Below are 20,300 nucleotides of genomic sequence, written 5' to 3'. Positions count from 1 at the left end.
ACCCCCCCCCCCCTCCCCCCCCCCCCTCCCCCCCCCCCCCCCCCCCCCCCCCCCCCCCCCCCCCCCCCCCCCCCCCCCCCCCCCCCCCCCCCTCCCCCCCCCCCCCCCCCCCCCCCCCCCCCCCCCCCCCCCCCCCCCCCCCCCCCCCCCCCCCCCCCCCCCCCCCCCCCCCCCCCCCCCCCGCCCCTGTGCGCGGCACGCCGGTGAACGGTCCGATCCCGGGCAGACGGCGTGAGTGATCGTCCCGGGAGCCGGGAGCCGGGAGCCGGGAGCCGGGAGCCGGGAGCCGGGAGCCCGGGGCCCGGAACCTGGAACCCCGGGACGCGCTCCGCGCCGACCGCACAGAGAGGAACCACCACGGTGACCATGTCCGAGCGCCGTACGCGTCCGCCGGTCCGCGGGCGCCGCTTCGACCTGCGCGCGACCGCCATGTTCTTCGCCCTGCTCGCCGCGGCCCTGGTCACCGCGGGCCTCGCGGTGCGCGCCCTGGCCGGCGTCGTGCAGCGGCGCCCGGTGTGGGGCGTCGTCCTGCTGTGCGTGGCCGCCGCGCTCGTCCTGGCCCACGGGCGCAGACGGCGGCGGCCGTCCGCGGCGGGGATCGCCCGCCGGACCGGCGAGGCCCTGGAGCAGGCCACGACGACGGCGCTCGACGCCCTGGACGCTCCCGCGCCGTCCGCCGTCCAAGACCCCGCCGCACCGTACGGCGGGGACGCCCTCCCGGCCACCGCCGCGCCCGGCGTCCCCGACTACGACGCCCTCGGGCCCGAGGAGTTCGAGGAGGCGATAGCGGCCCTGTGCGTGCGGGACGGCTGCTCGGACGTGCGGGTCGTCGGCGGGGCCGGCGACCTGGGCGCCGACGTGGTGGCGCTGTCCCCCGAGGGCCGCCGCCTGGTCATCCAGTGCAAGCGCTACGGCGAGGACAACAAGGTCGGTTCCCAGGACCTGCAGCGGTTCGGCGGCACCTGCTTCACCGTCCACGAGGCGGATCTCGCCCTCGTCGTCACCACCAGCGACTTCACCGCACCGGCCAGGGAGTACGCCGAGCAGTGCGGGATCACCTGCGTGGACCGCGGCGACCTGCTCGCCTGGAGCGCCGGCCCGGCCCGGCGGCCCTGGGCGGCGGGCGCCGGCGGGGCGGAGGCGTAGGACCGGCCGGGCCCGGGCGGTGCCGTCGGCGTCCCCGCTGTCAGTGGGGGATGTCATCCTGCCGGACATGGACGAACTGGAGTTCATGCGCGGCCGGGTCTACGGGGCGGACCACGACGATCCCGGGCCGCGCGACGGGCGGACGTACGCGGAACTGGCGGGCGGACCGCTGGACGGCCTCCTGCTGGACGTCACCGGCCTCGGTGACGCGGAACTCGAGGACGGCGTCGGCCTGCCCACCGAGATAGGCCGCTACGGCGCGGGCGGACGCGCGCTCTACGCGCCCCGCGCCGCGGGCGGCCGGGTGTTCGACTGGCGGGGCGACGTCCCCTGAGCGCACGGAGCCGTGCCCTCGGTGTCTCCGGTGCCTTCGGCGTCCGCGGTGTTTTCGGCGTCCTCGGTGTCTTCGGCGGCCGTGACGTGGACGGGGCGCCCGTCCTGGGTACCGGGCAGGGGACGGCACGGAGGACGGCCGCGGGACGCCGCGTCGACCGGTCGTCGCGGACGTGAGGAGGGCGGAGCGGCCATGGGACTCCTGACCGAAGGCGAATCGGCACTGCGCGACCGCATCGGCCACGCGATCTTCTCCCGGGTGGCCGGGCCGGACGGCCCCGCCACCCGCGCGCGCATCCACGGCACCCCCGGCCCGCGCTGGTTCGGACCCGAACGGCCGGTCCGGAGGGTGCACGGGGACGCCTCCATGTTCATCGGCGGACTGGGAGCCCTGCTGCTCCAGTCGCTCCACCCGCTGGCCATGGCCGCCGTCGCCGCGCACTCCGGCTTCCGCGGCGACCCCTGGGGCCGCCTGCAGCGGACCAGTGCCTTCCTGGCCGTCACCACCTACGGGACCGCCGACGACGCCCAGCGGGCCGTCGACCGGGTACGGGCCGTCCACGAGACGGTGCGCGGCACCACCGCCGACGGCCGGGAGTACCGGGCCGCCGACCCCCGCCTGCTGTGCTGGGTGCACGTCGCGGAGGTGGACTGCTTCCTGCGCGCCCACCAGCGCTACGGCGTCCGTCCCCTGGACGACGAGGGCTGCGACGGGTACGTCGCCGACATGGCGCGCGTCGCCACCGCGCTCGGCGTCCCCGACCCGCCGGTGAACCGCGCCGAACTCGCCGAGCGGCTGACCGCCTACCGCCCCGAGCTGCGCGCGACCCCCGAGGCGCGCAGCACGGCCCGTTTCCTGCTGCTCGACCCGCCCGTCCCGCTCCTCGCCCGGCTGCCGTACGGGGTCCTCGCCGCCAACGCCGTGTCCCTGCTGCCGACCTGGGCCTCCCGCGCGCTGTGGCTGCCCCGGGTGCCCCCGGCCGAGGGTGTCTGCGTCCGCCCGCTGGGCACCGCCGTCACCGCGGCCATCCGCTGGGCCATGGCCCCGCGCCGCGACCCGGCGTGACACCGGCCGCCGCGCCGCCGGCCCGCACCTCCTCGCCGCGCCGCTGCTTGACGCGCCCCACAGGGGGCACTCAGTGCTGACCGGCACCGGGTGCCGGTGTCGCACGTCGGACACGGGAGGACGAAGTGGCGGTCCGCAACCATCTGATCAGAACGAGCCCGCAGACGGTCTGGTCCGTCCTGGAGGACGGCGGTCGCTACGCGCAGTGGGTGGTGGGCACCTCCTCGTCGGAACCGGTGCGGGGACAGTGGCCGCAGGTCGGCGCGGCGATCCGCTACGAGGTGCGCCTCGGCCCCCTGAGCCTGACCAACGAGACGGTCGTCCGGCGCTGCGAGGCGGGCACGGACCTGGAACTCGAGGCCAAGGCCGGTCCGCTCGGCTCGGCGCGCATCGCCATCGAGGTCAAGCCCTGGGGCGACCACAGCCTGGTCGTCGTGGACGAGCACCCCCTGCGGGGAGTGGGCGGCCTGGTGCACAACATGGCGGTGGAGGGACTCCTCCAGGTCCGCCACCGCGCCATGCTCTCCCGGCTGGCGAAGCTCTGCGAGGCCGAGGCCGCCGAGGAGGAGCGGCGCCGCCCCCTGGGCGGGGTCGTGTCGCCGAAGCCCGGTGCGGGAGGGGCCCGTGCCTGACGCCGTGGTGATCGGGGCCGGCCCCAACGGGCTGGTCGCGGCGAACCTGCTGGTCGACGCCGGCTGGAGCGTCCAGGTGCTGGAGGAGCAGCCCGAACCCGGTGGCGCGGTGCGCCACGACCGGGGCGTCGACCCCGGTTTCGTCAGCGACCTGTGCAGCTCCTTCTACCCGCTCGCCGCCGCCTCCCCGGTCGTGGCCGGACTGGGCCTGGAGGACCACGGGCTGCGCTGGAGCCACGCCCCGCACGTCGTCGCCCACCCGCTGAGCGACGGCAGGTGCGCGGTGCTCGACCGCAGCGTCGACGTCACCGCGGGCTCCCTGGAGGCCTTCGCGCCGGGCGACGGAGCCGCCTGGCGCCGGCTGCACGACATGTGGCAGCGCCTGCGCCCGGACCTCCTGGACGCCCTGTTCACCCCGTTCCCGCCGGTCCGCTCCGCGGCCCGGCTGGCGGTCCGGCTGCGCGGCACGGGCGGACTGCGCACGGCGCGCACCCTGGTGCTGCCCGTGCGCCGGCTGGCGGAGGAGGAGTTCCGGGGGGAGGGCGGCGGACTGCTGCTGGCCGGCAACGCGCTCCACGCCGACCTGGCACCGGAGGCCGCGGGCAGCGGCGGCTTCGGCTGGCTGATGTCGATGCTCGGCCAGACCTACGGCTTCCCCGTCCCGGCCGGCGGCTCCGGCGCCCTCACCGAGGCCCTGGTGCGCCGCCTGCGGGCGCGCGGCGGCGAGCTGCGCTGCGGGCAGCGGGTCGACCGGGTCGTCGTGCGCGGCGGCCGGGCCGTGGGAGTGCGCACGGCCGGCGGCGAGACGGTCGCGGCCGGGCGCGCGGTGCTCGCGGACGTGGCCGTGCCCGCCCTGTACGGCGAACTCGTCGAGCCCGGGCACCTGCCCGCCCAGCTGCTGGCCGACCTGGAGCGCTTCCAGTGGGACTTCGCCACCTTCAAGGTGGACTGGGCGCTCGACGGCCCGGTGCCCTGGCGGTGCGAGCAGGCCGCGGGCGCCGGGACCGTCCACCTCGCGGACGGCCTCGACGAACTCACCCGCTTCGCGGCCCAGCTGGCCATGGGCCGCATCCCCGACCGCCCCTTCTCCCTGTTCGGCCAGATGACGACCTCGGACCCGACCCGCTCCCCCGAGGGCACCGAGTCCGCGTGGGCCTACACCCACGTGCCCCACGACGTCGCCGGCGACGCGGGCGACGAAGGGCTCACCGGGGCCTGGGACCCCCGGGAGCAGGAGATCATGGCCGACCGCGTCGAGCGTCAGGTCGAGCGCTTCGCGCCCGGTTTCCGGGCCCGGATCCGGGCCCGGCGCATCCTCGCCCCGCCGGCGCTCCAGTCCCTGGACCGGAACCTGTTCGGCGGCGCCATCAACGGCGGCACCACCGCCATGCACCAGCAGCTGTTCTTCCGCCCGACCCCCGGCACCGGGCGCCCGGAGACACCCGTGAAGGGCCTGTACCTGGCGTCCGCCGCCGCCCACCCGGGCGGCGGCGTCCACGGCGCGCCCGGCGCCAACGCCGCGCGTGCGGCACTGCGCCGGCACCGGGCCCCGGGCGTGGTCCGGGCGCAGCGGCTGCTGACCCGCCGCGACCGCACCGGACGCAGGCCGCCGGACCCGGCCGGCCGGACCGGCCGCGGATGACCGGCGCACCGGGGCGGACGACGGGCGCCGCACGGACCACCGGCCGGGACGCGCCCGCCGGCGGCGGGCCCGGGACCACACCACCGACCACAGGCGGAGACGAGACGATGACCCGACACGACGACGGCCCCGACCACGCCCACCGGCGCCCCGAGGGCGTCAGCGACGAGACGGTGGAGGCACTCGGATCGCTGTCGAAGGCCCTGGAGACCACCGAGCGGGCCCGGGGCCACCTCTACAGCTTCCACCAGCTCACCGGCACCGCCGACCTGGAACTGGACCGGGCGGTCGAACTGCTGCACAAGGCCGGGCACCCGGACTGGGCCGAGACGGTGCGCACCCAGGTGCTGGGCCGCAACGTGATCCCCGGCCACTGGACGTTCCAGGTCGTCGAGGCCTACGACACCACGTACTACCAGCCGTTCAGGGAACTCGAACGGGCCGCCGTCGAGGAACTGGCCGAGGGCCGGGACCACCTCTACGAGGCCGAGATGAAGGAGGCCCGCCGCACGGCCGGCCACCCCGACCACACCGCCCGCCCCGAGACCTCGCCGGAGACCGAGACCCGCGCCAAGGAGCGCAACCGCTCCGGCCGGGAGTGACCCGAAGGGAACGGCCGATGAAGGACAGCCCACTTCGCCGCCGCACCGTCGTGGTGACCGGCGCCGCACGCGGCGTCGGCGCGGCCCTGGCCCGCGACCTGTCCCGGCGCGGCGCCCGGCTGGCGCTGCTCGGCCACGAGCGGGAGCACCTGGAGGCGGTGGCCGGCGACCTGCCCGGGGCGGCCCTCGTCCACGAGGTCGACGTCACCGACGAGGCCGCCCTGGCGGAAGCCGCCGAACTGGTCCGGGGCCGTCTGGGCGTCCCCTCCGCCGTCGTGGCCAACGCGGGGATCGCCGAGGGCGGCCCGTTCGCCGGCTCCGACCCCGCCCGGTGGCGGCGGGTCGTCGACGTCAACCTGACCGGCAGCGCGGCGACGGCCCGCGCCTTCCTGCCGGACCTGCTGGCGACGCGGGGCTACTACCTCCAGGTCGCCTCCCTGGCCTCGATCGGCGCCGCGCCGATGATGAGCGCCTACTGCGCCTCCAAGGCGGGCGTGGAGGCCTTCGCCCACTCCCTGCGCGCCGAGGTGGCGCACCACGGCGTGGCCGTGGGCATCGCCTACCTGAACTGGATCGACACCGACATGATCCGCGACGCGGACCGCTACCCCGTCCTGCGGGAGCTGCGCGGCCACATGCCGCCGCCGGCCCGGCTGGTGTACCCGGCCGAGCTGGCCGGCGCCCGGCTCGGCTCGGCCGTGGAGCGCCGCAGCACGGCCCTGTACCTGCCCCGCTGGCTGCGCCTGGCGCAGGCGGCGCGGGCCGCGCTGCCGCCCGTGGTGCTGCGGGTGGCCCGCCGGGAGCTGGCCCGTCTGGAGGCCGTGGACCCCCTGCGGTACACCGGGCCCCTGGGCGCCGGAGGGGAGGCCGACCGGGCGGCCTCCCGCCCGGGCACCTGAGGTCCGGGCGGACGGGCGCGGCGGGCCCGGCCCCCGGCGGCCGGGTCAGCCCGGGAAACGCCCCGTGGAGCGCAGCGCCCAGCGCCGTTCGGCGTAGGCCAGGTCGTCGCGCCACAGCCGTCCGGCCGCGGCCCGCACCAGCGGACGCAGCAGCGGGGCCGCGCTCCGCGCGGCGGCGAACCCCGGACGGCCGGAGGCCGCCACCACGGCTTCGACGACCGCCGTGCGGGGCCGCCCCCGGTCGTCCCGCCCCAGGGGAGTGGCGTGCGTCTCGACGACGGACCCCACGCCCTCGCCCCCGGTGATGCGCATGACGACGGTGCGCGGTTCCGGCGCGGTGAACACCGCCCGCACCGGCACCACCAGCCGCCCCGCGACCTTGAAGGACACGTCCACGGTGAAGGCGTCCCCGTCCGCGTCCGGGCCGCCCGGCGACCCGACCACCGTGAGGTCGACGAACGAGTAGGGGTGGAACCAGGCCCCGTGCCAGGGGTCCAGGCGGTTGGCCACCACGTCCTCGGGCTCACAGGTCCCCACCCCGGTGTACACGGCCGACAGGGCCCGTCCGGGCGCGGGCCGCCGCGGCACCACCGGGGCGTCCAGCGGCGCCTCGCCGCCCACCGCGTCCAGCCGCACCCACACCAGGACACCGTCGTCGTGCGCCGGGAACGGCTCCCAGCCCGCGAAGGGACCGCCGTCCAGGGCGAGCCCGTGCCAGTGGCACACCAGCGTGCCGCAGCGCACCGGGCTGTCCCGCAGGGGCGCCCCCAGGTGGGGGCAGGCGCCGGGCCCGGCGACCGCACGGCCGCCGGCGTCCCGCCAGACCACCACCTCCCGCCCCGCCACGGTGCGGGCCAGCGGACGGTCGCCGCGCAGGGCGCGGGAGGCCCCCACGACGTACCAGTTGCCCGACGGACGCGCCTGCGCCCGCTTCAGCGCCCCGGCGATCACGGCGGGGCGCGCCTCGCGCCAGGTGGGGCGCTGCCGCTCCCACGGCACCGCGCGCCTGCGCAGGGACAGGGGCAGGCGCCTGCGCCCGCCCGTGGATCCGGTGTTCACGCGACCTCCTCGGGAACCGGCGGGTACGGCTCGTCGCGCGGGACGAGCGGGGGGACGTCCGCGCGCCGCCCGGCGCCGCGGGCGCGCAGCCGGGCGGCGGCCACCCGGGCCAGCCCGTCGGCGGCGACCGCGGCCCGCCGCCGGCGGGGGACCACCGCACGGCGGTGCACCACCGCGTACCCGCCTCGGGCCACGGCGTCCAGGATGCCCCCGTACAGCACGAACGCGGTGCGGATGCAGGGGCGGGAGACCGGGTCGAGCATGCCGAGTCCGGGCGCCGCCTCCCGGTACACGCCCCGCGTCAGCGCCTCGAACTCCCTCAGCGCCGCGGTGACCCGCCGGTCGCGGCGTCCGGTGTCCCGGCACCACTGCAGCAGCGGCCGGCCGGCACCGTGCGCGGCGAGCAGGTCCGCGGGCAGGTACACGCGCCCCCGGTCCAGGTCCTCGCCCACGTCGCGCAGGAAGTTGGTCAGCTGGAAGGCCACCCCGAGGGCGGCCGCGTGCGGCGCGGCCTCCTCGCGCGGGACGACCGTGCCGAGGACGGGGAGCATCTGCAGCCCGATCACCGCCGCGGAACCGTGCATGTACCGGTGCAGGTCCGCGTAGGTGGCGTAGTCGGTGACCACCAGGTCGGAGCGCATGGCGGCCATGAAGTCGGCGAAGTGGCCGGGGTCGATGCCGTACCGGCGCGCCGTGTCGGCGAGGGCGCGCACCACCGGCTCGCCGCTGTCGCCGCCCCGCAGGCCCTTGTCCAGTTCCCGCCGGAGCGCGGACAGTTCGGCGTCGCGGCGCGCGGCGGACACCCCGGTGCCGAGCGCGTCGACGATGTCGTCCGCCCAGCGGGCGAAGCCGTACAGGGCGTGCACGGCCGGCCGGCGCTCCACGGGCAGGAGCCGGGTGGCGAGGAAGTACGTCCTGCCGTGCCGGGCGTTGAGCCGGCGGCACCGGTCGTAGGCCTCGCGCAGCACCGGATCGGTGACGCCCGCCGCGTCGAGTTCCCGGGCGGTCATGCGGAGGCCTCCCGGCCACGGGTGGGCGAAGGGCGGGACCGCCGCGGCCCGCCGGTGATCCGCGCCGCGGCCAGCTTCCCGGACAGCAGCACGGTCGGCACGCCGACGCCGGGCGTGGTGCCGCAGCCGGCCAGGACGGCGTTCTCGGTGCCGCGGACCAGGTTGCGGGGCCGGAACGGCCCCGTCTGGGCGAAGGTGTGGGCCGCCGAGAACGGCGTGCCGGCGGCGTGCCCCCGCGCGTGCCAGGTGGCGGGGGTGACCAGGCACTCCGCCTCGATCGCGGAGGCGATGCCGTCCAGGCCGCGCCGCTGGAGCTCGCGCAGCAGCTCGTCCCGGTAGCGGGGGGCGAGGTCGGTCCAGGCGGCGGCGTCCGGCCCGATGTCGGTGTTGGGGCACGGGGCGAGGACGTAGTGCAGGTGGCGGCCCGGCGGGGCGAGGGAGGGGTCGGTGGCGGTGGGCCGGGTGACGAGCAGCGACGGGTCGCTCATCAGCCGGCCGGTGCGGGTGAGCTCGTCGAAGGTGGCGTGCCAGGCGGCGCCGAAGGAGAGGGTGTGGTGCGCCAGGTGCGGCCAGGTCCGGTCGGTGCCCAGGTGCAGCACGACCGCGGACGGGGAGTGCCGCAGCCGCACCGGGCGCCGCGGCGCGCGGCCGAGCAGCCCGTAGGCGACGGGCAGGTCGGGGGTGAGGACGACCGCGTCGCAGGGGGTGCGGCCCCCGTCGGTGACGACGGCGGTGATCCGCCCGCCGGAGCGCTCCAGCCGGGTCACCTCGTGGCCGAACCGCAGCTCGGCGCCCGCGTCGGCGGCGGCGTCCGCCATGGCCCGCGGCAGCGCGTGCATCCCGCCCCGCGGGAAGTACACGCCGGCGACGGTGTCCATGTAGGCGATGACGGCGTAGGCGGCCAGGGCCCGGGCCGGCGGGACGCCCGCGTAGAGGGCCTGGAAGGAGAAGACGCGGCGCAGCCGCTCGTCCCGCAGGAACCGCCCGATGCGCGCGTCCAGCCGCCCGAACCCGCCGAGCGCCGCCAGCCGTACGAGGTCGGCGTTCAGCAGCCCCAGCGGGGAGTCGAAGTTGGCGTCGATGAAGCGGCGCGCCTGGGCCCGGTGGAGCCGTTCCAGCCAGCCGCGCAGCCGCAGGTAGCCCGCGGCCTCGGCGGCGCCGGCGAAACGCTCGACCTCGGCGGCCATCGCCTCGGCGCCGGTGTGCACGTCGAGACTGCTCCCGTCGGCGAAACGGGCCCGGTAGGCCGGGTGCAGCGGGATCAGCTCCACGCGCTTGTGCAGGCTGTCCCCGACGGCGGCGAACGGCTCGTCGGCCAGGTCGGGCATGGTCAGCACGGTGGGGCCGGTGTCGAGCCGGTAGCCGTCCAGCTCCGTGCGGCCCGCGCGACCTCCGGGCAGCGGGTCCCGCTCGACGACGGTGACGCGGCGGCCCGCGCCCAGCAGGTGCAGGGCGGCCGACAGCCCGGCCAGCCCGGCCCCCACGACGACGACGTGGTCGGTGCGGCCCGGCACGGTGCGGGTCATCGGCCCGCCTCCCCGGCCCCGTCGGCGGGCGGCGGGACGGACACGGCCGGGTCCGGCTCGGCGGCGCGCGGGTCACGGGCTTCGTGGGGGCCGTGGGGGCCGGCGTCCCGCGGGGGCTCCGCCCCGTCCGCCGCGGAGGCCAGCAGCCGCCGCAGCCGCCGCCCGCCCTCCGGGTCGAGGAGGGCGCCGTCGGCGTGCCGCAGCCCCCGGGCCACCAGCCGGCCGATCCTCGCCTCGACCGTGCTGCGGGCACCGGTGCGCGTCAGGACCTCCCGCACCTCCTCCAGACCGGCCCGGGTGAGCGCGCCGCGGCCGAGCGAGCGGTCCAGCACCTCCAGGGCCCGGCGGTCGCCGGCGGCCTCGGCCCGCGCACGGGCGAGGGCGACGAGGTACGTCGGCTTCCCCTCCCGGATGTCCCCGCCCGCCGGTTTGCCGGTGCGCCGCGGATCGCCGAACACGTCGTCGAGATCGTCGCGGAGCTGGAAGGCCAGGCCGGCGCAGCGGCCGGCCGAGCACAGCGCCCCCCGCACGGCGTCGTCCGCGTCCGCGAGGGCGGCGCCGAGCGCGATCGGCCGCTCCACGGAGTACAGGGCGCTCTTGAGGCAGGCGGCGCGCAGCGCGCGCGCCGGGGAACGCGAGTCCGTGGCCTGGCCGTGCACGTCCAGGTACTGGCCGGCCACCATCTCCGTGCGCATGTCGGCCCACAGCCGGCGCACCGCCCCCGCGCTCCGGGGCGTCAGGGGGGTCTCGGCCAGGAGGTCGTCCGCCCAGGCGAGCGCCAGGTCCCCGGCGAGGATCGCCGCCGCGCCGCCGAGCCGCTCGGCACGCGCCGACGGCGCCGCGCCGCCGTACTGGGCGGCGACGTCGACATGGAGGGAGGGCCGCGCACGGCGCAGCGCCGAGCCGTCCATCACGTCGTCGTGGACGAGCGCGCAGGCCTGCAGGAGCTCGAGCGCCGCACCGATCCGCAGGGCCGCCGCCACCTGGGGGCCGTCGCCGCCGCCGCAGGCGCGCAGCGCCCACCAGACGAAACGCGGACGGACGCGCTTGCCACCCGTCCGGGTGAAGCGTGCGACCCGTTCGGCCAGGTCGTCGCCGAACAGCGGGTCCACGGCCCGCGCCCGGGCGACCCGGTCGGCCAGCACCCGGTCGAGCACGCGGCCGACCGCGCCGGCCACGTCCCGGTCCACGGCCCGCGCGTCACCGGTCCCCGTCGGCGGCGGGGCCTGCGCCGTCCCCGACGGCGCGCCGGGGCCCTCGCCCGGCACGCCGTCGGGCCGCGGCCGGCCGGCGGGCGCCGGCCGGGAGACCGGGCGCGCGACGAGCAGCGGCCCCTCCGCGGGGTGGTCCTTCGCCTGTGTACGGCACATCCCGGTTCCTCTCGTCCTGCCCACAGATTCGTCCTGACCACGGATCGCTCCGCCGTCCCCCGTCACCCCCGTCCTTCCGTCCGCGCACCGCGCGCGGATGCGGGCGGGCCGGAAAGCCGGGCCGACGGCCGGCACATGCCTTCCCCGTGCGCTCCGTCGCCTCACCGGGACCAGTCCGTCACACGTCCGAGTGACCCGCATCCGATCGGGCACACAGGCAGGAATGCTGACGGAGTGTGCGCGTGCCGCGGAGCGGGAGGAGAGTGCCGTCGTGCTGGAGACGGAGGTGGCCATCGTCGGGGCGGGAGCCGCCGGACTGTCCCTGGCCCACCGCCTGGCGCGGACCGCCCCGGGCACGCGCGCGCCGTCGGCCGTCCTGGTGGACGCCCCGCCCGGACCGCTGCGTCCGCCGCGCCGGACGTGGTGCTTCTGGGAGGCCGGCGCGGGCCGCTTCGACGCCGCCCTCACGACGGCCTGGCGGCACCTGCGGGTGCGTCCCCCCTCGGGCGCGCCGGTCGAGGGGGACATCGCCCCGCTGCGCTACAAGATGATCCGGTCCGACGACTTCGAGCACCTGGTCGCGCACGACCTGGCCGCGAGCACGGCCGTACGGCGCCTGGAGGCGACCGTCGAGGCCGTGGAGGACGTCCACGGGGGAGCCCACGTCCACTTCCGGGACGCCGGCGGCCGGCCCGGCGTCCTGCGCGCCCGCTGGGTGTTCGACTCGCGTCCCCCCGGCAGCCTGCCCGCCGCCCGCACCACGCTCCTGCAGCACTTCCACGGCTGGTTCGTCCGCACCGCCCGCCCGGTCCTCGACCCCCGCACCGCGGACCTGATGGACTTCCGCACCCCCCAGCCCGCCAGGGGCCTGTCCTTCGGCTACCTCCTGCCCGTGGGCCGCCGCGAGGCGCTGGTGGAGTACACGGAGTTCTCCCCGCACCCCCTCTCGGCGAGCGGGTACGCGGCGGCGGTGCGGCAGTACGCCGAGGAGGTGCTCCGTCTCGGTGAATTCGAGGTCCTGTCCACCGAGACGGGCGTCATCCCGATGACGGACGCCCCGATGCCCCGGCAGGCCGGCGCGTCGGTCTTCCGCATCGGCGCCGCCGGCGGCGCCACCCGCCCCTCGACCGGCTACACCTTCGCCGGGATCCAGCGGCAGACGAGCGCCGTCGCCGCCGCCCTGTGCCGGGGCCGCCCCCCGGTGCCGCCCCCCGCGCACTCGGCCCGCTCCCGGGCCATGGACGCCGTCCTGCTGCGCGCCCTGGACAGCGGCCGGGCCGACGGCCCCGCCCTCTTCTCCCGCCTGTTCGCCCGGGTGTCCATGCGGCACCTGCTGCTCTTCCTCGACGGCCGCACCCGGCTCCACGAGGACCTCGCCGTCGGCCTGCGCGCCCCCGCCGGCCCGATGCTCCGCTCGGCGCTGGAACTGCCCCGCCTGCCCCGCCGCCCGTTCGACGGCGGCCCCTGACCCGGGAACCGCCCGCACCCGCCCCTTCTGCTCCGGGAGACCGCATGACCCTGCTGCGCGACGAGGAACTCGCCGCCGCGTTCGACCGTGCCGCCCGCAGGTACGACGCCCTGGTGGCCGCCAACCCCGGCTACCACGCCCAGCTGCGCCGCTCGGCGCACCGGCTCGGCCTGCTCCGCGGCGGCCGGGGCCTGCGCGTCCTGGACCTCGGCTGCGGCACCGGCGCGTCGACCGCCGCGCTGGCCGCCGTGCTGCCCCACGCCCGGATCACCGCCGTGGACGCCTCCGCCGGCATGCTGGCGAGGGCCGCCGCCAAGTCCTGGCCGGACGGCGTGACGTTCACCCGGGCGCCCGCGGAGGGACTGGCGGAAGCGGGTGTGAGGGGACCGTTCGACGCGGTGTTCGCCGCCTACCTCCTGCGCAACGTCTCCGACCCCGACGCCGTGCTCGCCTCGGTGCGCGGCCTGCTCGCCCCCGGCGGACGGCTCGGCGTGCACGAGTACGCCCTCGGCGGGCGGCGCGTGGACCGCGCGGTGTGGACCCTGGTGTGCCGCGGCATCGTCCAGCCGGCGGCCACCGTGCTGGGGGACGGCGAGCTGTACCGCCACCTGTGGCGCAGCGTCGTGGAGTTCGACACCGCCGGCCGTTTCGCGGACCGGCTGCGCACGGCCGGGTTCGACCGCGTCCGCTGCCTGCCGCTGCCGGGCTGGCAGACGGGCATCACCCACACCTTCGTCGCGCGGCGCGCCCGCACCGAGACCGAGGAGACCCGATGACCCCCACCCGCCGGCCGCCGGCCGCCCGCCGGGGCCGGGACCGCCGCGCCCTGCTGCTCCCGCCCGCACCGGGCGCCCCGCGGATCACGGGCCCCCGGCCCACCACCGCCGTCGTCGGCGGGGGCATCGCCGGACTCGCCGCCGCCACCGCGCTGGCCGAGCGCGGCGTGGCCGTGACGCTCCACGAGCGCGAGGCCCACCTCGGCGGACGGGCCGGGGGGTGGCCCGTCGTCCTCGGCGACGGCACCTCCGTGACCATGAGCCGGGGCTTCCACGCCTTCTTCCGCCAGTACTACAACCTGCGGGGCCTGCTGCGCCGCACCGACCCCGGCCTGGAACGGCTGACCGGCCTGCCCGACTACCCCCTGCAGCACAGCAGCGGCCTCAGGGACGGCTTCCGCCGCGTGCCGCGCACCCCGCCGTGGAGCGCGCTCGGCTTCGCCGCGCTCAGCCCGTCGTTCGGCCTGCGGGACCTGCGCGGCATGGACCCCCGGGCGGCCCTGCAGCTGTTCGACGTGCGGGTCCCCGAGGTGTACGGGCGCCTCGACGGCGTCAGCGCCCACGACTTCCTCGACGCGGTCCGCTTCCCGCCCCGCGCGCGCCACCTGGCCTTCGAGGTCTTCTCCCGCAGCTTCTTCGCCGACCCGCGGCAGCTGTCGGCGGCCGAGATGGTGCTGATGTTCCACATCTACTTCCTGGGGTCCTCCGAGGGCCTGCTGTTCGACGTGCCCCGCGCCCCGTTCCCGGCGGCCCTGTGGGAGCCGCTCGCCGCCTACCTCGCCCGGCACGGCGCCGAGATCCGCACCTCCACCGCCGTGGAGCACGTCGGCCGCACCGCGGACGGCGGCTTCGAGGTGACCGCGGCCGACGGGCGGCGGCGGTACGACACCGTGGTGCTCGCCCTGGACCCCGCGGGTCTGCGCTCCCTGGTCGCCCGCTGCGACGGACTGGGCGACGCCCCCTGGCGGGAACGCGTCGCCCGGCTGCGCAACGCCCCGCCGTTCCTGGTCAGCCGCCTGTGGCTGGACCGGCCCGTCGCCCCCGGCCGGCCGGGCTTCCTCGGCACCGGCGGATACGGCGGGCTCGACAACGTCAGCGTGCTGGAGCGGTACGAGGACGAGGCGGCCCGGTGGGCCCGGCGCACCGGGGGATCCGTCGTCGAGCTCCACGCGTACGCCGTACCCGAAGGGGCGTCCCGCGAGGTCGAGCAGAAGCGCCTGCTGGACCAGCTGCACCGGGTCTACCCCGAGACCCGGGCGGCGGCGGTCGTGGACGCCCGCCACGAGTGGCGGTCCGACTGCCCGCTCTTCCCCGTCGGGGGGTACGAGGACCGGCCCACGGTGCGCACCCCCGACCCCGGCCTGGTGCTGGCCGGCGACCTGGTGCGCTCCGACCTGCCGGTGGCCCTGATGGAACGGGCGGCGACGACGGGCTTCCTGGCCGCCAACGCGCTGCTGCGGCGCTGGGGGGTGCGCGGGCAGACGCTGTGGACCGTGCCCGGGCGGGGGCGCGGCGCGCCGCTGCGCGCCCTGGCCCGCTGGGGGGAGCGGTGGACGGCCTGACGCGGCGGCGGACCGCCGCCCCGGGGCCGTGCGCGCACCCGGCGGCCGGCGGTCCGCGGGGAGGGGCGGGAGGGCGTCGAGGCACGGGCCCCGGCTCCCCGTGGAGGAGCCGGGGCCCGCACGACGGGCGGCCGCCGGAGGGACCGCGTTCTCCCGCGGCCCCGGTCAGCCCGCTCCGGCCTCCCCGGCGGCCGCCCGCGCGTCGCGCCCGGTCCGCGCCCGGTCCGCGCCGGGTCCGTCCCGGCGGCCGCCGTGAGGTGTCCGAGGACGTCGGTGTGGCGCAGCACGCGGTCCGAGGCCGCCGGCCGGTGGTCCAGGTGGAGGGTGGCGCCGGCGGCACCGGTGTGACGGCGGACCATCAGCGGGGCCGCCGGGCCCAGCGGGTCGACGCCCGTCAGCGCGCGGAAGTCCAGCCGGACGTCGCGCGGCCGGGGCGTCCGGGAGAGGTGCGCGCGGACGGCGCCGACCGGCTCGGCGCCGGCGTCGTCCAGCTCGCCGGGGACGCGGACGGTCGGCGCGGCCGCGCCGGGATCCCCGGCCGGCCGGGGCGCGGTGGGACGCGGCCCGGTCACGCGGGTGCGCCCGGGTCCGGGGCGGAGGGGAGCGGAGGCCGGCCGAGGGCCGCTCGGCCCTCGGCGATGAGCCGCCGGGCCCGGGGGAAGTCGTGCAGCTCCTCGGCCAGGATGCCGAGCCCGGCCGTCAGGGAGTGGCGCGGAACTCCGCGCGCCTCCAGGATCCCGGCGGTCCAGACCAGGAACTCCCCGAACACCTCCGGGGCGTCCAGGTACAGGGCGGCGGAGAGGAACTCGACGATGTGGGCGATGTCCTCCGCGGTCCGCTCCCGCTGTGCGTCGCTGTAGGCGCGCGCGGCCGGGAAACGGTCCTCCAGCGTGCTCATCACCTGCTTGACCAGCCGGCCCCGGGACTGGACGACCATCGTGTACTCCTGGTCGGCCAGGTGCGGCAGGTCGTCGGCGGCCCGCCCGACCGCCGGCCTCGGCAGGCCGGCCTCCAGCACGGCGGCGGCGCCGCGCGCGTCGGCGGCCCACCGGTCGGCTCCCAGGGCGCGGGCGAAGCGGCCGTCCGCACCGAAGGCGCGGCCCCCGGCCAGCACCGGCACCCCCACGGCCCGGCAGGCGGTGATGGCCGCGTGGGCCCTCGGGAGGTGCGTGGGGAGCGACGCCGACAGCAGGACCGCGTCGGAGTCGGTGAGGTGCTGGTGGGCGACCAGGTGCGCGGTGGGGGTCTGGGCACCCAGGAAGTCGACGTCCCAGCCCCGCAGCCGCAGCACCTCGGCCACGAGCCGGGCCGGGAAGGCGTGCCAGTCGCCGTCGACGCAGCTCACCGTCACCCGTCCGCGACGGGGGAGGCCGGACCGCTCCGCGGGCCGGTGGTGCGCGAGGACGGCGATCACCCGCTCGTTGATCGCGGTGGCGGCGTGTTCCTGGGCCACGCTGATCCGGTCGGCGGCCCATTCGGCGCCGACCTTCTCCTGCACCCTCGCGACGACGTCGAGCAGCAGGCCCTCCCCGTCCCACCCGGCGTCGAGGCCCGAGCGGAGCACGTCGACGGCGCCGTGCTCGTCGCTCGCGATCACCGCCCGCCAGAGCCCGTCGCGCAGGACGTCCACCGGCACGGGATCCCCGGTCACCCGTTCCTCCCGGGGAGCGCGTGGGCCCGCGGTCCGCCGTCCGCGGCCGGCGGACCGGGCCGGGGCGCGCCGATCGCGACGGCGGCCATGTCGTCGTGGCGGCGGGACCCCAGCCACTGGGAGGCCAGCATCTGCACGTGCTCGACGATCGCCTCGCCCGGCATGCCCGCGCACTCCGGCAGCGCCTGCCGCAGGCGCCGCTCGCCGAACAGCTCGTCGCCGAGCGGCCCGCCGCGGGCCTCGGTGATGCCGTCCGTGTACAGCAGGCAGGTCTCCCCGGGAGCGAGCACCGTCTCGGCCGTCCGCACGCGCACCTCCGGCAGCGCGCCCACGAGGGTGCCGTGCGTGGGCGGCTCCTCGACGGTGCCGTCGGTGCGGACGACGAGCGGCGGCAGGTGTCCGGCACTGGTCAGCCGCAGGCGGACCCCGTCGTCGCGGCGCCGGACGGAGGCCAGCACCATGGTGGCGAAGCGGGTGTGGTGCGAGGTGAGCAGAGCCCCGTTCAGCAGGCCGAGGACGCGCGCGTGGTCCGCGGCCAGGGGCAGCAGCGCCTGGAGCGTGTTGCGGATCTTGCCGGTCAGGACCGCCGCGTCCAGGCCCTTGCCCGCCACGTCCCCCAGCACGACGAGGGTCTCCTCGTCGGGGGTGGCGCCGGGGTGGACGTCGTAGAAGTCCCCGCCCACCCGTTCGTGGTCCCTGGCCGGGCGGTAGCGGCCCGCGTACTCCACCCCGTGCACGTTCTCCAGGGACGGCGGCAGCAGTTCGCGCATCAGCGTGGCGGTGATCGACGTCTGCTCGCCGTAGAGGCGGGCCGCCGACAGCGCGATTCCCGCGCGGGCGGCGAAGAGCCGGGCGAACTCCTCCTCCTCCGCGGTGAAGGCCTCCTCGGTGCCGGCCCGCAGCAGGACCAGCGCGCCGGCGGGCACGCCGTGCCCGGGAAGCGGGGTGACGATCACGGAGCCGACCGGTCCGGGGAACCCGACCGGGACCAGCCAGTCGGGGACGAGGCCGGGGTTGACCCAGCGCGCCGGCACCGGCGGGAAGCCCTGCAGGGCCTCGGACAGCCCCGGGACGACGCCCGGGTCGACCCGGCGCATCTCCTGGACGACGGGTTCCCCGCGCCGGGCGTAGGCGAGGGGATGGCGCAGTCCCCGGGGCGGGGTGACGAGGACCGCGGCCTCGGCGAGGTGCTCGGCCGCCAGGCGGGCGGTGACCTCGATGCAGCGCGGCACGTTCAGGGAGGACAGCAGCGCGCTGGACACCCGGGTGAGCGTCTCGCCCCGCTCCTCGATCCGGCGGGCCTGCGCTCGTGCCCGGACCCGGTCGGTGTCGTCGAACAGCCACCAAGCGGTCGCCCCGTCCGCGGACGGGGCGGGACGGGCCACGTAGGAGCGGTCACCGATGCTCCCGGCCGGGGGGACCGCCGGGGTGCCGTTCGCCGCGGTGCCGGCGCGGTGGTGTGCGGCGGCCAGCCACGGGGGGACCGCCTCCGGCGACGGGTCCGTTGCGAGGAGGCCGGGGAGCAGCAGCCGGGCGGCGCGATTGGCGTCGACGGGAACCGCGTCGGGTCCGAGGACCAGAACCGGGCAGGGGGCGTCCCTCCACGTCACCCCGGAGCCGGGGCCGGCCGCACGGGGGCCGGCCGATGGGTCGTGGGAAGGAATCACAAGCGGAGGCACGCGCGGTGCGTACCGCACCACCTCTCTGCAGCGGCTACAGGTGTACTCGGGCAACCGTCCCGTATGCGTCGCGGCGAAGCAACCGGCCCGGGTGCCGGGCGGATGCCGCGCCCGGGCCGCCGGACCGGGCCGTCGCGGGCCCCGGCGGCCCGCGGTGGACGCGGAGGGGAGGGACGGCGGGATCCCGCCCCGCCGGGGAGAGGCCCCCGGCGGGGCGGGGTCACGCGTCGGGCGCCGGGCACGCCGGGGGCGGGGTGGCGGCGCGCACGGCCGCGTGCACGGCGCGGGCCAGCCGCGCGCCCCACAGCGACCGCGGCCCGGCGAAGTGGTGCGCGGGCACGCCCGGCTCCGGGGCGCGGGCCGCGACGCACACCGCGTCGGTGGGCGTCCCGGAGCAGTCGTGTCCGGCGTCGAGGAGGGCCTGCACCTTCGCTTCGGTGGCGGTGGCCACCGCGTTGACCAGGGCGGCGTCGGTCAGCGGCACGGGAACCGCCGCGACGATGTTGACGGTGCCGGGCGCCTGGGCCTCCTCGCCGACCTCCGGCCAGGAGGCGGCCCAGCCGCGCACGTCGACACCGGCGGTGGCGACGGCCTCGGCGCCGCCGTCGCGCGCGTGGCCGTACGACGAGACGTCCGCGGCCGTCATCAGCCCGACGCCCGGTCCCTCGGCACCCGCACGGGCGGCGAGGCCGGCGAGGTGCCGGTCCGGGTCCGTGCGCCGGTAACCGTGGGGGACCTGGGCGTTGAGCACCCAGGCCCGCTCGCCGATGCCTCCGCCGAGGACCGCGCTGCTGATCATCCGCCAGCCCGGACCGGCGACCCACAGCAGGGAGCGCAGCCGTTCGCCGTCCTCCACGCGGTCCTGGTGCCGCAGACGCAGCAGACCGCCGGCGGTGCGGGGCGGCGGGAGGGCGGTGGTCACCGGGCGGGGCTCCTCGACTCCGGGCGGGCGGGCCGGTCGATCGTACGCCGAGGCCACCGCCCCGCCGGCGGGGGGCCCGCCCGGTCAGTGCTCCGGTTCCCCGGCTCCGGGCAGCCGGAAGCAGGCCACGACGGTCTTGCCGTGGGGACAGGGGTGGGCTTCCCAGGTGTCCGCCAGGGCGTCGACCAGCAGCATGCCGCGCCCGCCGGGGGCGTCCGCGTCGGGGCTGCGGGGCGCCGGCAGGACGCCCGAGGCGTCGTGCACGGCGAGGTGCAGGCAGTTCTGGTCCAAAGTCATGATCAGCTGGGCGTCGCTGCGGGCGTGGAGGTGCGCGTTGGTGACCAGCTCCGAGACGGTCAGCAGCACGGCGTCCACCGTCTCGGGGGCGGTGGCGGTCCAGCCCAGCGCCTCGAGGTGCTCGCGCGCCCAGTCCCGGGCCGCCTTCACCCCGCGGTCCATCGGCAGGGAGCGTGCCCAGCCCACCGCCCGGACCGACGATTCGTTCATGATGTCCTTCCCGGTCACGGCCGCGCGGCCCGGGTCTGTGCGTGCCGGACCGCGCGGAAACGGAAATCAGGGGGGTCAGCGGTGACCGCCGCGGAACCTCCCCAGCAGACGCTGGGCCTGGGCCCGGCGCCGCGGGTCGGCCGCGGCCCGCCGCACCTGCTCGGTCGTACGCCGCCCCTGGGGGCTCCTCGCGAACTGCTTGATGCGCTCCATCATGCTCGGCATGGCGTGACTCCTTTCCGTGACGCCCGCCGGCGTCCTCGACGTACTCCGGTTACCCCCTGCGGGCGGACTCAGCCCCGAGGAGGCGCGGACGGGCTCACGCTTCCCTTCCGCGGCCCGGGGGGGGAGGGGGGGGGGGGGGGGGGGGGCCACACCCAACCGGACGGGCCTATGGCTGGGGGGGAGGGGGGAGGCGGAGCGAGGGGGGGGGGGTCCGGATATAGGGTG

The 20,300-nt window shown here is 78.0% G+C and carries 19 protein-coding genes; 10 read left to right on the top strand and 9 right to left on the bottom strand.

Translation table 11 applies throughout. The features are described 5' to 3' along the window. Nucleotides 1-360: 360 nt before the first annotated feature. From ACZ56B_RS30670 to ACZ56B_RS30640, 7 genes are all read left to right on the top strand, one after another. Nucleotides 361-1,146, top strand: coding sequence for a restriction endonuclease (locus ACZ56B_RS30670; RefSeq protein WP_468797624.1), 786 nt, complete (start codon nucleotides 361-363; stop codon nucleotides 1,144-1,146). 67 nt (nucleotides 1,147-1,213) lie between these two features. Next, nucleotides 1,214-1,480: a hypothetical protein gene (locus tag ACZ56B_RS30665; protein ID WP_468797621.1), complete on the top strand. Its 267-nt coding sequence runs from the start codon at nucleotides 1,214-1,216 to the stop codon at nucleotides 1,478-1,480. Between the two features lie 192 nt (nucleotides 1,481-1,672). Continuing rightward, the gene (locus ACZ56B_RS30660; protein WP_468797618.1) at nucleotides 1,673-2,545 is read left to right on the top strand and encodes an oxygenase MpaB family protein; all 873 of its coding nucleotides are present in this window, start codon (nucleotides 1,673-1,675) and stop codon (nucleotides 2,543-2,545) included. A 125-nt stretch (nucleotides 2,546-2,670) separates the two neighbouring features. Further along, complete coding sequence (locus ACZ56B_RS30655) at nucleotides 2,671-3,177, top strand: SRPBCC family protein (RefSeq protein WP_468797615.1); 507 nt, start codon at nucleotides 2,671-2,673, stop codon at nucleotides 3,175-3,177. After that, complete coding sequence (locus tag ACZ56B_RS30650; protein WP_468797612.1) at nucleotides 3,170-4,819, top strand: phytoene desaturase family protein; 1,650 nt, start codon at nucleotides 3,170-3,172, stop codon at nucleotides 4,817-4,819. The genes ACZ56B_RS30655 and ACZ56B_RS30650 overlap by 8 nt, the downstream gene beginning before the upstream one ends. Nucleotides 4,820-4,926: 107 nt before the next feature. Beyond that, a complete protein-coding gene (locus ACZ56B_RS30645; protein WP_468797609.1) occupies nucleotides 4,927-5,421 on the top strand; it encodes a hypothetical protein in 495 nt (164 codons plus the stop codon). Nucleotides 5,422-5,438: 17 nt separating this feature from the next. Beyond that, complete coding sequence (locus tag ACZ56B_RS30640) at nucleotides 5,439-6,320, top strand: SDR family oxidoreductase (RefSeq protein WP_468797606.1); 882 nt, start codon at nucleotides 5,439-5,441, stop codon at nucleotides 6,318-6,320. A gap of 45 nt (nucleotides 6,321-6,365) precedes the next feature. Here ACZ56B_RS30640 and ACZ56B_RS30635 read toward each other — a convergent pair whose 3' ends face one another. Genes ACZ56B_RS30635 through ACZ56B_RS30620 form a run of 4 tightly spaced genes read right to left on the bottom strand, consistent with a single transcriptional unit; the run spans nucleotide 6,366 to nucleotide 11,285 of the window. Next, entirely contained in the window at nucleotides 6,366-7,379 is a 1,014-nt protein-coding gene (locus ACZ56B_RS30635) for a DUF5914 domain-containing protein (RefSeq protein ID WP_468797603.1), read from the bottom strand. Further along, a complete protein-coding gene (locus ACZ56B_RS30630) occupies nucleotides 7,376-8,389 on the bottom strand; it encodes a phytoene/squalene synthase family protein (protein WP_468797600.1) in 1,014 nt (337 codons plus the stop codon). Before ACZ56B_RS30630 ends, ACZ56B_RS30635 begins: the two co-directional genes overlap by 4 nt. Then, on the bottom strand, nucleotides 8,386-9,915 hold the full coding sequence (crtI, locus tag ACZ56B_RS30625) for a phytoene desaturase family protein (protein WP_468797597.1): 1,530 nt from the start codon (nucleotides 9,913-9,915) through the stop codon (nucleotides 8,386-8,388). Before crtI ends, ACZ56B_RS30630 begins: the two co-directional genes overlap by 4 nt. Continuing rightward, nucleotides 9,912-11,285, bottom strand: coding sequence for a polyprenyl synthetase family protein (locus ACZ56B_RS30620; protein WP_468797594.1), 1,374 nt, complete (start codon nucleotides 11,283-11,285; stop codon nucleotides 9,912-9,914). Before ACZ56B_RS30620 ends, crtI begins: the two co-directional genes overlap by 4 nt. Before the next feature lie 223 nt (nucleotides 11,286-11,508). Here ACZ56B_RS30620 and ACZ56B_RS30615 point away from each other — a divergent pair, with 223 nt between their 5' ends. Genes ACZ56B_RS30615 through ACZ56B_RS30605 form a run of 3 tightly spaced genes read left to right on the top strand, consistent with a single transcriptional unit; the run spans nucleotide 11,509 to nucleotide 15,091 of the window. Next, the gene (locus tag ACZ56B_RS30615; RefSeq protein ID WP_468797591.1) at nucleotides 11,509-12,753 is read left to right on the top strand and encodes a lycopene cyclase family protein; all 1,245 of its coding nucleotides are present in this window, start codon (nucleotides 11,509-11,511) and stop codon (nucleotides 12,751-12,753) included. Nucleotides 12,754-12,797: 44 nt separating this feature from the next. Beyond that, entirely contained in the window at nucleotides 12,798-13,529 is a 732-nt protein-coding gene (locus tag ACZ56B_RS30610; protein ID WP_468797588.1) for a class I SAM-dependent methyltransferase, read from the top strand. Further along, nucleotides 13,526-15,091: an FAD-dependent oxidoreductase gene (locus tag ACZ56B_RS30605; protein ID WP_468797585.1), complete on the top strand. Its 1,566-nt coding sequence runs from the start codon at nucleotides 13,526-13,528 to the stop codon at nucleotides 15,089-15,091. The genes ACZ56B_RS30610 and ACZ56B_RS30605 overlap by 4 nt, the downstream gene beginning before the upstream one ends. A 568-nt stretch (nucleotides 15,092-15,659) precedes the next feature. Here ACZ56B_RS30605 and ACZ56B_RS30600 read toward each other — a convergent pair. The 5 genes from ACZ56B_RS30600 to ACZ56B_RS30580 all read right to left on the bottom strand — a co-directional run bounded on the left by ACZ56B_RS30600 (nucleotide 15,660) and on the right by ACZ56B_RS30580 (nucleotide 20,075). Next, the gene (locus ACZ56B_RS30600; protein ID WP_468797582.1) at nucleotides 15,660-16,742 is read right to left on the bottom strand and encodes a cobalamin B12-binding domain-containing protein; all 1,083 of its coding nucleotides are present in this window, start codon (nucleotides 16,740-16,742) and stop codon (nucleotides 15,660-15,662) included. Further along, on the bottom strand, nucleotides 16,739-18,352 hold the full coding sequence (locus ACZ56B_RS30595; RefSeq protein WP_468797579.1) for a PP2C family protein-serine/threonine phosphatase: 1,614 nt from the start codon (nucleotides 18,350-18,352) through the stop codon (nucleotides 16,739-16,741). Before ACZ56B_RS30595 ends, ACZ56B_RS30600 begins: the two co-directional genes overlap by 4 nt. A gap of 289 nt (nucleotides 18,353-18,641) precedes the next feature. Continuing rightward, nucleotides 18,642-19,343 (bottom strand): adenosylcobinamide amidohydrolase, encoded by a 702-nt coding sequence (locus ACZ56B_RS30590; protein WP_468797576.1) that lies wholly within the window; start codon nucleotides 19,341-19,343, stop codon nucleotides 18,642-18,644. Between the two features lie 84 nt (nucleotides 19,344-19,427). Next, on the bottom strand, nucleotides 19,428-19,850 hold the full coding sequence (locus tag ACZ56B_RS30585; protein ID WP_468797573.1) for an ATP-binding protein: 423 nt from the start codon (nucleotides 19,848-19,850) through the stop codon (nucleotides 19,428-19,430). A gap of 75 nt (nucleotides 19,851-19,925) precedes the next feature. Then, the gene (locus tag ACZ56B_RS30580; RefSeq protein WP_228967530.1) at nucleotides 19,926-20,075 is read right to left on the bottom strand and encodes a hypothetical protein; all 150 of its coding nucleotides are present in this window, start codon (nucleotides 20,073-20,075) and stop codon (nucleotides 19,926-19,928) included. Nucleotides 20,076-20,300: the final 225 nt, after the last annotated feature.

It is taken from the genome of Streptomyces sp. NPDC034670, from assembly GCF_055574875.1.
The sequence above is the reverse complement of the archived record's forward strand: the minus strand, read 5'-3'. Positions and strand labels throughout refer to the sequence as shown.